The sequence below is a fragment of the Nocardioides sp. P86 genome (assembly GCF_023712465.1).
Classification (GTDB): domain Bacteria; phylum Actinomycetota; class Actinomycetes; order Propionibacteriales; family Nocardioidaceae; genus Nocardioides; species Nocardioides kribbensis.
In genome coordinates this window covers 634,944-647,217 of record NZ_JAMAYE010000002.1, presented here as the reverse complement: position 1 = coordinate 647,217, position 12,274 = coordinate 634,944, and the positions used below count along the sequence as shown (strand labels likewise).

11 protein-coding genes are annotated in these 12,274 nt (G+C 72.5%); 8 read left to right on the top strand and 3 right to left on the bottom strand.

Annotated elements, in window-relative coordinates:
* Positions 1–90: 90 nt before the first annotated feature.
* Genes M3673_RS10605 through M3673_RS10595 form a run of 3 tightly spaced genes read left to right on the top strand, consistent with a single transcriptional unit; the run spans position 91 to position 2,907 of the window.
* Positions 91–1,206: an NADP-dependent malic enzyme gene (locus M3673_RS10605; RefSeq protein WP_374108205.1), complete on the top strand. Its 1,116-nt coding sequence runs from the start codon at positions 91–93 to the stop codon at positions 1,204–1,206.
* A gap of 46 nt (positions 1,207–1,252) precedes the next feature.
* Entirely contained in the window at positions 1,253–2,221 is a 969-nt protein-coding gene (locus tag M3673_RS10600) for a zinc-binding dehydrogenase (protein ID WP_056864097.1), read from the top strand.
* On the top strand, positions 2,221–2,907 hold the full coding sequence (locus M3673_RS10595) for an SDR family oxidoreductase (RefSeq protein ID WP_251533552.1): 687 nt from the start codon (positions 2,221–2,223) through the stop codon (positions 2,905–2,907). Before M3673_RS10600 ends, M3673_RS10595 begins: the two co-directional genes overlap by 1 nt.
* A gap of 46 nt (positions 2,908–2,953) precedes the next feature.
* Here M3673_RS10595 and M3673_RS10590 read toward each other — a convergent pair whose 3' ends face one another.
* Entirely contained in the window at positions 2,954–3,586 is a 633-nt protein-coding gene (locus M3673_RS10590) for a TetR family transcriptional regulator (RefSeq protein ID WP_056864099.1), read from the bottom strand.
* 219 nt (positions 3,587–3,805) lie between these two features.
* Between M3673_RS10590 and M3673_RS10585 the strand changes: the two genes are divergently transcribed.
* The 3 genes from M3673_RS10585 to M3673_RS10575 are packed head-to-tail and all read left to right on the top strand — an operon-like array spanning position 3,806 to position 6,379.
* Positions 3,806–4,897 (top strand): flavin reductase family protein, encoded by a 1,092-nt coding sequence (locus tag M3673_RS10585; RefSeq protein ID WP_251533550.1) that lies wholly within the window; start codon positions 3,806–3,808, stop codon positions 4,895–4,897.
* A gap of 14 nt (positions 4,898–4,911) precedes the next feature.
* The gene (locus M3673_RS10580; RefSeq protein ID WP_251533549.1) at positions 4,912–6,114 is read left to right on the top strand and encodes an acyl-CoA desaturase; all 1,203 of its coding nucleotides are present in this window, start codon (positions 4,912–4,914) and stop codon (positions 6,112–6,114) included.
* Between the two features lie 25 nt (positions 6,115–6,139).
* A complete protein-coding gene (locus M3673_RS10575) occupies positions 6,140–6,379 on the top strand; it encodes a hypothetical protein (protein ID WP_251533548.1) in 240 nt (79 codons plus the stop codon).
* A gap of 67 nt (positions 6,380–6,446) precedes the next feature.
* On the opposite strand, the gene M3673_RS10570 is transcribed toward M3673_RS10575, so the two are convergent.
* Positions 6,447–6,623: a DUF6104 family protein gene (locus M3673_RS10570; protein WP_165699040.1), complete on the bottom strand. Its 177-nt coding sequence runs from the start codon at positions 6,621–6,623 to the stop codon at positions 6,447–6,449.
* Position 6,624: 1 nt separating this feature from the next.
* Entirely contained in the window at positions 6,625–10,365 is a 3,741-nt protein-coding gene (locus tag M3673_RS10565) for a multifunctional oxoglutarate decarboxylase/oxoglutarate dehydrogenase thiamine pyrophosphate-binding subunit/dihydrolipoyllysine-residue succinyltransferase subunit (protein ID WP_374108204.1), read from the bottom strand.
* 313 nt (positions 10,366–10,678) lie between these two features.
* Between M3673_RS10565 and M3673_RS10560 the strand changes: the two genes are divergently transcribed.
* Together M3673_RS10560 and M3673_RS10555 are read left to right on the top strand one after the other, a co-directional pair.
* Positions 10,679–11,332, top strand: a complete 654-nt coding sequence (locus M3673_RS10560; RefSeq protein ID WP_193661117.1) for a hypothetical protein — start codon at positions 10,679–10,681, stop codon at positions 11,330–11,332.
* On the top strand, positions 11,329–12,273 hold the full coding sequence (locus M3673_RS10555) for an LCP family protein (RefSeq protein WP_251533540.1): 945 nt from the start codon (positions 11,329–11,331) through the stop codon (positions 12,271–12,273). The genes M3673_RS10560 and M3673_RS10555 overlap by 4 nt, the downstream gene beginning before the upstream one ends.
* Position 12,274: the final 1 nt, after the last annotated feature.

The window sequence follows — 12,274 nt, the reverse complement described above, 5'->3', positions numbered from 1 at the left end:
GCCGCCGGCCCTGCGGGCCACGGCCCGTCGGCCTCGCCGTCGCACCCGCGGGCCGGAGACCCCGTCTTCGACCTGCACCTCGGCGGCAAGATGTCCATCCAGTCCTCCGTGGCCCTGGCCGGCGCGGAGGAGCTGTCGCTGGCCTACACCCCCGGCGTGGCCCTGGTGTGCGAGGCGATCGCGGCCGACCCGTCGCTCACGCAGCACTACACCTGGGTGCCCAACACGGTCGCGGTCGTCACCGACGGCACCGCCGTGCTCGGCCTGGGCGACATCGGGCCGGCCGCCGCCATGCCGGTGATGGAGGGCAAGGCGGTGCTGTTCAAGCAGTTCGGCGGCGTCGACGCGGTGCCGATCTGCCTCGACACCACCGACACCGAGGAGATCATCGAGACCGTGGCCCGGCTGGCGCCGAGCTTCGGCGGGGTCAACCTCGAGGACATCTCGGCTCCCCGCTGCTTCGAGATCGAGGACCGGCTCAAGGAGATGCTCGACATCCCGGTCTTCCACGACGACCAGCACGGCACCGCCGTGGTGGCGCTCGCCGCCCTGACCAACGCCCTCACGCTCACCGGCCGCGACCCGGGCAGCACCCGGGTGGTCATCTCCGGCGCGGGGGCGGCGGGCGTGGCGGTGGCCAAGATCCTGCTCGAGGCCGGCATCACCGACCTCGCCGTGACCGACCGCAAGGGCGTCATCCACTCCTCGCGCGGCGACCTCACCGCGGTCAAGCGCTCGCTGGCCGAGCTCACCGCAGACGTCACGGGCCGCACCGGCTCGCTGGCCGACGTGCTCGACGGCGCCGACGTCTACATCGGCGTCTCCGGCGGCACGGTGCCCGAGGAGCACGTCGCCACGATGGCGCCCGACGCCATCGTCTTCGGTCTGGCCAACCCCACGCCCGAGGTGCACCCCGAGGTGGCCCGGCGCCACGCGCGCGTCGTGGCCACCGGACGCTCCGACTTCCCGAACCAGATCAACAACGTGCTGGCGTTCCCCGGCATCTTCCGCGGCGCCTTCGACGCCCACGCCACGGCCATCACCGAGGGCATGAAGCTGGCCGCGGCCCGCGCGCTCGCCGACCTGGTGGGCGAGGCGCTGACCGAGGAGTACGTCATCCCCTCGCCGTTCGACCCGCGCGTCGGCCCGGCCGTCTCCGCCGCGGTCGCGGCCGCCGCCCGGCAGGACGGCGTCGCTCGCCGCTGAGACGGCGTGCCCCGTCCGTCCAGCCACTCCCCGTTAGGTTGTCCCCATGTTCGCCGTCTACGCCGACCGCTTCTCCTCCGACGACCCGCTCTCCGCCCTGACGGTGGGGGAGCGGCCCGACCCCGAGGCCCCCGACGGGTGGACGACGGTGACGGTCAAGGCCGCCTCGCTCAACCACCACGACGTCTGGTCGCTGCGCGGGGTGGGCCTGCGTGAGGAGGCCCTGCCGATGATCCTGGGCTGCGACGCGGCCGGACTCGACGAGGACGGCAACGAGGTCGTGGTGCACGCGGTCGTCAGCGACCCCGCGTGGCGCGGCGACGAGACCCTCGACCCGCGCCGCTCGCTGCTCTCCGAGCGGCACCAGGGCACCTTCGCCGACAAGGTCGTCGTGCCCCGCGCCAACGTCGTGGCCAAGCCCGCCTCGATGTCCTTCGAGGAGGCCGCCTGCCTGCCCACCGCGTGGCTCACCGCCTACCGCATGCTCTTCACCCGCGGCGGCCTCGTGGCCGGTGACACCGTGCTGGTGCAGGGCGCGGGCGGCGGCGTCGCCACCGCCGTCATCACCCTCGCCCGGGCTGCGGGCCTCAAGGTGCTGGCCACCAGCCGCGACGAGGGCAAGCGGGCCCGTGCGCTGGAGATCGGCGCCCACGAGGTCTTCGAGTCCGGGGCGCGCCTCCCGGTCAAGGTCGACGCCGTGATGGAGACCGTCGGCAAGGCCACCTGGGCCCACTCGGTGCGCGCCCTCAAGCCGGGCGGGCGCATCGTGGTCTCGGGCACGACGTCGGGGGCCGACCTCGACGACGCCGAGCTCACGCGGATCTTCTTCCTCCAGCTCAGCGTGGTCGGCTCGACGATGGGCACCCGCGACGAGCTCGCGTCCCTGGTCTCGCTGCTCGACGCCACCGGCACGCGCCCGCTGATCGACCGGGTGCTGCCCATGGAGCAGGCCGCCGACGGCTTCGCCGCGATGGCCGGCGGCGACGTCTTCGGCAAGATCGTCTTCACCCGCTGATGGCTCGCACCCACCTGCTCACGGGCGCCGGGGCGGGCATCGGCGCCGAGCTGGCCCGGCGCCTGCGCGCGCGTGGCGACGACCTGGTGCTGGTGGCGCGCTCCGAGGCGAGGGCCGAGGAGCTCGGTGTCGAGCACCCGGGCGCGACGGTGCTGGTGGCCGACCTCTCCGACGCCGCCGCCCTCGAGCGGCTGGAGGGTCGCCTGCCCGCCCGGCTCGACTCCGTCGTGCACGCGGCCGGCGTGGTGGAGCTCGGTGCCGTCGCCGACCTGACGGCCTCGGCATGGACCGAGCAGCTGGCGGTCAACCTGGTGGCCCCGGCGGTCCTGACCCGCCTCGCGCTGCCGGCGCTGCGCGAGGCGCGCGGCACGGTCGTGCTGGTCAACTCCGGTGCCGGGCTGTCCGCCCACCCGCAGTGGTCGGCCTACGCCGCCTCCAAGCACGGCCTGAAGGCCCTCGCCGACGCGCTGCGCGCCGAGGAGGCGCAGCACGGTGTGCGGGTCACCTCGCTGTTCCCGGGACGCACCGCCACCGCGATGCAGGAGAAGGTGCACGCCCAGGAGGGCAAGGACTACGACGCCTCGCGCTGGATCGACCCCGTCACGGTGGCCGAGGCCGTGGTGGGCGTGCTCGACCTCCCGCAGGACGCCACGCTGACCGAGCTGGTGCTCAAGCCCCGAGCCTGAGCCCCGGCCCCGAGCCCCGGGCCGGCCGCTGCGGCCGCGGGACCCCTCAGGGCCGGGAGGTCCAGTTGAGCGCGCCCACCAGCACCATCCGCAGCTGGGTGCGGGCGTTCTCGACGACGAGCTTCTCGGCGCCCGGGCGACCCACGGCGTGGAGGGTGTTCTCGGCGAAGGCGACCATGGCCGTGACGATGAGCCCCGACAGCACGCGCAGGTCCTCGGTCGACCAGCGGTCGGTGCCGGGCAGCCGGGCGAGGTCGGTGGCCAGCTCGCGCTCGCACAGCTCGATCTCGTGGCGGATCGCCTCGCGCACCAGCGGCGGCCCTGCGGTCCGCTCTCGGGCGATGAAGGCGAAGTGGGAGCGCTGGCGGTGCACGTGCTCGTCGAGGATCCCGATGGAGTCGTCGACGATGTCCATCCAGCCCGGTGCCCCGCCCTCGCGTCCCTGCCGCACGTCGCGCAGCATGGCGCGCAGCGACTCGAAGGACTCGTCCACGAGAGCCATGCCGAGGTCCTCGATGGAGTCGAAGTGGCGGTAGAAGCCGGTCGGCACGATGCCGACCTGCTTCGACACCTGGCGCAGGGAGAGCGCGACCAGGCTGCTCTCCTCGAGCAGCGCCAGGGCGGCGTCGAGGATGGCGCGTCGGGTGCGCTCCTTGCGCTCGCCGCGGGTCTCGGTCATCCCCCGATCCTAGGCCACCGTCGCAGCGTGCTCCGACCTCGCGCGCCCCGGAACCCCGGGGCCCGGGCGGGAGCACATGTGTGCACCGTCACGCGGGTCGCGCGCGACCGCCAGGAGAGGGGTGGGCGGCGTCACCCGCCGTTCCGGTTGACCTCGCGGCGCCGACCCCGGAGACTTTGAGTGAACAAGCGTTCACCCAATCTGACGGGAGCAACTCCGATGAGCATCACGGGCTCCATCCTCCGGTCCCGCGCCGTCGCCGCCCTCACCTCGCCCCACGGCGTCGACCGCTTCCTGGAGCAGGTCAACCCGATGTGGGCGGCCCACGAGGTGCGCGCCCGCGTCGTCGAGGTCCGTCGCGAGACCGACGGCGAGCACCCGGTCGCCACGATCGTGCTCCAGCCGACGAGCACGTGGCGCGGGCACCGTGCGGGCCAGTACGTCCAGGTGGGCGTCGACCTGCCCGGAGGCCGCCGCACGACCCGCTGCTTCTCGGTCTCCTCGCCCGCCTCGGCGCCGGGGGAGCGGATCTCGCTCACGGTGCGCTCGCACGCGGAGGGCGTGGTCTCGCGGTTCCTGGTCGAGCAGGCCCGCCCGGGCCTCATGGTCCACCTGGGCCAGGCCGAGGGCGACTTCGTCATGCACGAGAGCCCGGCGACGCCGACCAACAACCACCTGCTCTTCGTCACCGGCGGCTCGGGCATCACCCCGGCCATGTCGATGGTGCGCACCCTGCTGCGCGACGGCTACGACGGCCGGGCCCACCGCAAGGTGACCTTCCTGCACTACGCCCGCAGCGCCGAGGACCAGATCTTCGCCGCGGAGCTCGCCGAGATCGCGGCGGGCGACAACCACGTCGACGTGCACCTGGTGCACGAGACCGACGGTGGCCGCTTCTCCGAGGACGCCCTGCGCGAGCTGGTGCCGGCCTTCCAGGACACCGACACGTGGGCCTGCGGCCCGGCCGGCATGATCGAGCTGGTCCAGGCGGCGTACGCCGGGAGCCCCCGGCTGCGCGTGGAGTACTTCAAGCCGCCCATGACCGCGTCGGGCACGGCCGAGGGCAAGGTCTCCTTCGCCCGGTCGGGCCAGCAGGCCGCCAACACCGGTGCCTCGTTGCTGGAGCAGGCCGAGGCGCTCGGCCTGCGGCCCGAGTTCGGCTGCCGCATGGGCATCTGCTTCTCCTGCACCTCCCGCAAGACCGAGGGCACCGTGCGCAACGTCGTCACCGGTGCCGAGTCCTCGCTGCCCGACGAGGACATCCAGATCTGTGTCTCCGCCCCCGTCGGCGACTGCGTCGTCGACCTCTGAGGAAGGACCGCACCATGACCGCCACCCTGAACGAGACCACCGTGACCACCGTGACCACCGCGACCACGAGCGGAGCGAGCGCCGCCCGCGCCGAGCGCCCCGTCGTGCCCGGCGACGCCGCGTTCCACCGCCTCACCGCGGCCCAGCTCAAGGACTTCGGCGACGAGATGGACGCCATCCGCCAGCGCGTGCTGGCCTCGCTGGGCGACGAGGACCGTGACTACATCCACCGCGTCGTGAAGGTGCAGCGGGGCTTCGAGGTCGCCGGGCGCGCGCTGTTCTACGTGCCGCCGGCGTGGCCGCTGGCCGTGGCCGCCCTCAGCGTGTCGAAGATCCTCGACAACATGGAGATCGGCCACAACGTCATGCACGGGCAGTACGACTGGATGAACGAGCCCGGCCTGAGCTCGCGCATGTACGAGTGGGACAACGTGTGCCCCAGCGACCAGTGGAAGTACTCCCACAACTACATCCACCACACCTACACCAACATCCTGGGCAAGGACCGTGACATCGGCTACGGCATCCTGCGCATGGACGACGACCAGAAGTGGCACCCCTACTACCTGGGCAACCCGGTCTACGCGGCGCTGCTCATGGTCTTCTTCGAGTGGGGCGTGGCCATGCACGACCTCGAGGTCGAGAACCTCGTCGCCGGCAAGCGCACGCTGGAGGAGAACAAGAAGATCTACCCCGGCCTGATGCGCAAGGTGCGCAACCAGGCGCTGAAGGACTACCTGCTCTTCCCGGCCCTCACCGGCCCGCTCTTCCCGATGACGCTGGCCGGCAACGCGGTGGCCAATCTGGTGCGCAACGTGTGGGCCTTCAACATCATCTTCTGCGGGCACTTCCCGGCCGGGGTGGCGACCTTCTCCGAGGAGGAGTGCGAGGACGAGTCGCGTGGCCACTGGTACTACCGCCAGCTCCTGGGCTCGGCCAACATCACCGGCGGCCGGCTCTTCCACGTGATGACCGGCAACCTGTCGCACCAGATCGAGCACCACCTCTTCCCCGACATCCCCGCCCGCCGCTACCCCGAGATCGCCGAGGACGTGCGCGAGATCTGCGAGCGCTACGGGATCGACTACAACACCGGGCCGCTGGGGCGTCAGCTGGGCAGCGTGGCCAAGAAGATCTGCCGCTACGCCCTGCCCGACTCCCCGTCGGACCTCAAGGCCCTGGTGCCCGGCTTCCTGCGCCGCCGCCTGGCCGCGTGAGGCTGCTCGGGCCACACTAGGGACCATGACCGGGCCCATGAAGGACCAGCTGAGCAAGAGCGAGATCCGCAAGGACGCCCTCCAGGGCGCCGTGGAGGCGACCGCGACGACCGTCGGTGAGGTGGCGACCATCCTCACCGGCGCCGTCAAGGACGTCGCCGGCGCCCTGGGCGGGCTCGCCACGGAGGTCTTCGAGCTGCGCGACGCCGCTCGTCGGGCCTCGGCGGAGCACGTCGAGCCCGTCCACGAGGTCGACGAGCGGTAGTCCGGCACCCGCCCGCACGACGAAGGGGCCCGATCCGTCACCGGATCGGGCCCCTTCGTCGTGCCGCTCAGTCGTCGGGGTCGTCGAGGCGGGCCAGCCAGGTCGAGAACCGCTCGACGGCGGTCTCGAACTCCGGGTGGGTGTCGGTGAACTCCTGGAGCCGCTCGGCCAGCCACGCCAGGGTGACCTCCTCGTCACCCCGGCGCCGCTCGAGCTCCTCGATCCCGCGGTCGGTGAAGTACATGTCAGGCGAACGCGCGGTCGAGCAGGTCCTTCTGCTCGGCCATGTGGCGCTTGACGGTGCCGACCGACGGCGAGGACGACTCGGCCCGCGTGACGGCCTCCACCTGGGCGTCGACGCCCGGCCACACGTTGAGGGCGTAGTGGGGCCACGGGCCGTTGTTGAGCGGCTCGTCCTGCACCCACCGGACCTGCTTGAGGCGGGGGAAGCGGGCGATCTCGGCCCGGATCTCCTCCTCGGGGCGCGGGTAGAGCTGCTCCACGCGGGCGATCGCGAAGCGCTCGGCGCCCTCGCGCTTGGCCCGGTCGACCATGAGGTCCCACGTGACGCGGCCCGAGCACAGCAGCAGCGTGTCGACCTTCTCGGGGTCGGCCTCGGCGTCGGGGATGAAGGGCCGGAAGGACCCCTCGGTGAACTCCTCGGGCCGGGAGGCGGCCTCCTTGCGCTTGAGCATCGACTTCGGCGTGAAGACGATGAGCGGGCGGTGGGTCGAGCCCAGCGAGTGCTGCCGCAGCAGGTGGAAGTACGACGCGGGCGTCGAGGGCTGGGCGACGACGAAGGCCTCGTCGGCGGCCATGGTGAGGAAGCGCTCGATACGCGCCGAGGAGTGGTCGGGTCCCTGTCCCTCGTAGCCGTGGGGGAGCAGGAGCACGACGCCCGACTCCTGGCGCCACTTGGTCTTGCCCGAGCTGATGAACTCGTCGATGACGGTCTGTGCGCCGTTGACGAAGTCGCCGAACTGCGCCTCCCACAGCACGAGCGCCTCGGGACGGGCCACGGAGTAGCCGTACTCGAAGCCGAGCGCGGCGTACTCGCTGAGCAGCGAGTCGTAGAGGTAGAAGCGGGCCTGGTCCTCGGTGAGGTTGGCCAGCGGCGTCCACTCGTTGGCGTTGACCCGGTCGATGATCGTGCCGAAGCGCGACACGAACGTGCCGCGGCGCGAGTCCTGGCCGGCCAGGCGGACCGGACGGCCCTCCATGAGCAGCGAGCCGAAGGCGAGGATCTCGCCGGTGCCCCAGTCGATGGGGCCCTCGGTGATGGCCTTGGCCCGGCGCTGGAGCTGGGGCATGACCTTCGGGTGGACCGTGAAGCCGTCGGGCGGGGTGACGTAGGCGTCGGAGATCCGCTTGAGCACCTCGAGGGTGACCGCGGTCTGGGTCTCCCCGGCGGGCTTGTCCGGGTAGTCCGGCACGGTGGTCCACTCCGAGGGCTGGCCGGTGGCCTCGCGCACCTCGGTGAACACGCGCTCCAGCTGCTGCTGGTAGTCGCGCAGGACCTGCTCGGCCTCCTCGATCGTGATGTCGCCACGACCGATGAGCGACTCGGTGTAGAGCTTGCGCACCGAGCGCTTCTGCTCGATCAGGTCGTACATCAGCGGCTGGGTGTACGACGGGTCGTCGCCCTCGTTGTGGCCACGGCGGCGGTAGCACACCAGGTCGATGACGACGTCCTTGTTGAAGGCCTGGCGGTACTCGAAGGCCAGTCGGGCGACGCGGATGCACGCCTCGGGGTCGTCGCCGTTGACGTGGAAGATCGGCGCCTGGACCATCCGGGCCACGTCGGTGCAGTACAGCGAGGAGCGCGACGAGCCCGGCGAGGTGGTGAAGCCGACCTGGTTGTTGACGACCAGGTGGATCGTGCCTCCGGTGCGGTAGCCGCGCAGCTGGGACAGGTTGAGCGTCTCGGCCACCACGCCCTGACCCGCGAACGCCGCGTCGCCGTGCACCAGCAGGGGCAGCACGGGGTAGGCCGCGCCCTGGTCGAGCACGTCCTGCTTGGCGCGCGCGATGCCCTCGAGCACCGGGTCGACCGCCTCGAGGTGGGAGGGGTTGGCGGCGACGGAGACCTTGATCTTCTCCCCGGTGCCGGACTCGAACTCGCCCTCGGCGCCGAGGTGGTACTTCACGTCACCGGAGCCCTGGACCGTGCGCGGGTCGATGTTGCCCTCGAACTCGCGGAAGATCTGGGAGTAGTTCTTGCCCACGATGTTGGCCAGCACGTTGAGCCGGCCGCGGTGGGCCATGCCGATGGCGACCTCGTCGAGGCCCGACTCGGCCGCGGCCTCGCAGATCTCGTCGAGCACGGGCACCGTGGTCTCGCCGCCCTCGAGGCTGAAGCGCTTCTGCCCGACGAACTTGGTCTGCAGGAACGTCTCGAAGGCCTCGGCCTGGTTGAGCTTGAGCAGGATGCGCAGCTGCTCCTCGCGCGGCGGCTTGGTGTGGGGCACCTCGACGCGCTCCTGGATCCAGCGGCGCTGCTCGGGGTCCATGATGTGCATGTACTCGATGCCGGTGGTGCGGCAGTAGGAGTCGCGCAGGATCCCCAGGATCTGGCGCAGCTTCATGAAGCGACGGCCCGAGCCGCCGAAGGAGCCGGTCGCGAACTCGCGGTCGAGGTCCCACAGGGTCAGCCCGTGCGACTCGACCTCGAGGTCGGGGTGGCTGCGCTGGCGGTACTCCAGCGGGTCGGTGTCGGCCATCATGTGGCCGCGCACCCGGTAGGCGTGGATGAGCTCGAGGATGCGCGCCTGCTTGGAGATCTCGTCGTCGTGCGACGTGGAGATGTCCTTGCTCCAGCGGATCGGCTCGTAGGGGATGCGCAGCGACCGGAAGATCTCGTCGTAGAAGTCGTTGCCGCCCAGCAGGAGGGCGTGCACGCGCTTGAGGAACTCACCCGACTGCGCGCCCTGGATGACGCGGTGGTCGTAGGTCGAGGTCAGCGTCATGACCTTGCTGATCCCGTTGCGGCTGATGGCCTCGTCGGAGGCGCCCTGCCACTCCGGGGGGAGCTCCATGGCCCCGACGCCGATGATGGCGCCCTGGCCCTTCATCAGGCGCGGCACGGAGTGGCTGGTGCCGATGCCGCCGGGGTTGGTCAGCGAGATGGACGTGCCCTGGAAGTCGGCGACGGTGAGCTTGGCGTCGCGCGCCTTGGCGACGATGTCCTCGTAGGCGGTCCAGAAGCCGGCGAAGTCCATGGTCTCGGCGGCCTTGATGGCCGGCACGAGCAGCTGACGGCTGCCGTCGGGCTTGGGCACGTCGATGGCCAGGCCCAGGTTGATGTGGGCGGGGGTGATCAGGTTGGGCTTGCCGTCGACGGTGTCGAAGCCGACGTTCATCTCCGGCATCGACTTCACCGCCTGCACCAGGGCGTAGCCGATCAGGTGGGTGAACGACACCTTGCCGCCGCGGGCGCGGGCGAGGTGGTTGTTGATGACGGTGCGGTTGTCCCACAGCAGCTTGACCGGCACGGAGCGCACGGAGGTGGCGGTGGGGACGGTCAGCGACACGTCCATGTTCTGCGCCGTGCGCGCGGGGGCGCCGCGCAGGACGGTGTAGGTGGGCTCGTCCTTGGCCGGCGACGGCTCCGCCGGGCGCGACTCCTTCGGCACCGGGCTGCTGGTGCCCTGGGCGGGCTCGGCGGCCTTGCCGGCCGGCCGCGGCTTGGCGACCGGGGCGGGGGAGTCGGAGCCCTTCGCGGCGGCCGGAGCGGCGGCCGGAGCCTTCGCCGGGGCGGGCGCCGCGGCCTTCTCCGGAGCCCTCTCGGGAGCCTTCTCGGCGGGCGTCGCGGGGGCCTTCTCCGGCGCCTTTGGCTGCGCCTTCTCCGCGGCCCCCGCGGCCGCGGCACCGTTGCTGGCGCCGTTGCCGTTGCCGTTGCCGAGCACGGCCTCGGCGCCGCCGTTCTTGAAGAACGTCACCCACGTCGCGTCGACGCTCGAGGGGTCGGCCTGGTACTGGTCGTACATCTCCTCGACCAGCCACTCGTTGGCGCCGAAGTCCGCAGGCGGCTCCGTGGTGGTGGTGGGGTGTGGAGACTTGTTGCCAGGGGACTGCGGCACGACTTGCTTCGCCTCTTCCGGGAGCGCGCGGGGTGGGTGGTTTTCCGTGGTCCAGGCTAGTCCCCCGACCCGGCAAATGCCGAGGTTGAGGTCACCTTTCGGGCAGGGTGTTAGCCGCACCACACCCGGCCCGGGGTCAGGGGCGACGCGCGCCCCGCCACCACGGCGGCCACGAGAGGACGACGACCCGATGATGCCCCTCCCACCCACGGTCCCCGGCGTGTCGCCGAGGCCGCCCGGGCGCGCGCACCGAGCACGGTCCCCACGTCGGGCCGCCGGGGCGCTCGTCCTCGCCCTGCTGCTGACGACGGGGGCCTGCACCGACGAGGCCCCCGACGGCGGTGACCCGCCCGCCGCCGGCGCGTCGTCGGCCCCGGCGGCCACCGGCCCCGCGTCGGCGCCCGTGGTCGTGCGGACCGGGGAGGTCGTCGGACGGCTGCCGGCGGCCCGCCGCGAGGGTGTCGTGCAGCGGGTCGGCCAGGTCGTGGCCGACTGGTACGCCGCGGCCTTCCTCGACGGTCCCTGGCCCCGCTCCGACGTCCGTGACGCCTTCCCCGGCTTCACCGCGGGGGCGCGCGAGGCCGCGCGGGCGGAGCGGGCCCGCACCAGTGCCGCCTCGCTGGGCGAGGGGGTCGACGCGGTCCGTGCCGCGCGGCAGCGGGTCGTGGTGGACCTGCTCGCCCACGGCGGGCGCGTGCGCGGCGCCACCGCACGGGTGCTGCTCGACTACGTGCCGCTCAGCGGCGCCGACGAGCAGGTCGCGCGACGCGTGCAGGGACGACTCTCCCTGACCTGGGACGGCGACGCCTGGCGGGTCTTCGCCTACGACCTGACCCAGGGGCGCCTGGCGCGTGCCGGGGAGGGCGCACGATGACGGGCTCGCGGGAGCAGGTCGGGAGGTCGGCCGGCGGGGCCGCGCGACGCGGCTGGCGCCGGGTGGTGCTGGCCGCGGTGCTGGTGCTGGCCGCCCTCACGGTGCCCGGCTCGGCGGTGAGCAGCCCGCAGGCGGTGCTCGTGGAGGTGCGGCGCGCCCAGGCGGTCGACCTGACCCCCGACGTCGTGTGGATCCTCGCGGTGGGCTCCGACGCGCGGCCGGGGGAGGACATGACCCGGGTGCGCGGCGACGCCCTCCAGCTCGTGGGCCTCGACACCCGCACCGGCGCCGCCGCGTCGATCGGTGTGCCGCGCGACTCCTACGTGCCGATCCCCGGCTTCGGCTCCGACCGGGTCAACGCCGCGCTGACCTACGGCGGCCCGCAGCTGCTCGCCCGCACGGTCGGCGACCTCGTCGGCATCGAGCCCGACTACGTGGTGGTGACCCGCTTCCCCTTCTTCGAGGACATGGTCGACGACATCGGCGGCATCGAGGTGGACAACCCGCGCGTCTTCTCCGACCCCGACCTCAAGCCCCTCGGCTTCGAGGCGGGCCGCATCCGCCTCGACGGCTACGGCGCGATGGCCTTCTCCCGGATCCGCAAGGGTCTCGCGGGCGGCGACTTCGACCGCTCCGCCAACCAGCAGCGGGTGCTCCGCGGGATCCACGCCGCGATCGCGGAGCGCGCCGACCGCCCGGGCTTCCTCGAGCGCGGCGTCGCCACGGTGCTGCGCCACACCGCGACCGACGCCTCTCCGGTCGAGCTGTTCCGCCTGGCACAGGCGGTGGCGCAGGTCGACCGGCGCAGGATCACGACGTGCGTGGTGCCGGGCGCCCTGGGGCAGGTCGGAGAGGCCAGCGTCGTGCTGCCCTACGTGGCGGTCGCCCGGAGGCTCGGCGACGCCGCCCGTCAGGACGCGACCCTGCCCCGCGGCTGCTGAG

Coding starts and splice junctions, on each gene's coding strand:
- M3673_RS10555 (WP_251533540.1), top strand. CDS start 11,329: ATGACGGGCTCGCGGGAGCAGGTCGGGAGGTCGGCCGGCGGGGCCGCG.
- M3673_RS10570 (WP_165699040.1), bottom strand. CDS start 6,623: ATGTACTTCACCGACCGCGGGATCGAGGAGCTCGAGCGGCGCCGGGGT.
- M3673_RS10565 (WP_374108204.1), bottom strand. CDS start 10,365: ATGTACGACCAGTACCAGGCCGACCCCTCGAGCGTCGACGCGACGTGG.
- M3673_RS10580 (WP_251533549.1), top strand. CDS start 4,912: ATGACCGCCACCCTGAACGAGACCACCGTGACCACCGTGACCACCGCG.
- M3673_RS10575 (WP_251533548.1), top strand. CDS start 6,140: ATGACCGGGCCCATGAAGGACCAGCTGAGCAAGAGCGAGATCCGCAAG.
- M3673_RS10600 (WP_056864097.1), top strand. CDS start 1,253: ATGTTCGCCGTCTACGCCGACCGCTTCTCCTCCGACGACCCGCTCTCC.
- M3673_RS10585 (WP_251533550.1), top strand. CDS start 3,806: ATGAGCATCACGGGCTCCATCCTCCGGTCCCGCGCCGTCGCCGCCCTC.
- M3673_RS10605 (WP_374108205.1), top strand. CDS start 91: ATGTCCATCCAGTCCTCCGTGGCCCTGGCCGGCGCGGAGGAGCTGTCG.
- M3673_RS10590 (WP_056864099.1), bottom strand. CDS start 3,586: ATGACCGAGACCCGCGGCGAGCGCAAGGAGCGCACCCGACGCGCCATC.
- M3673_RS10595 (WP_251533552.1), top strand. CDS start 2,221: ATGGCTCGCACCCACCTGCTCACGGGCGCCGGGGCGGGCATCGGCGCC.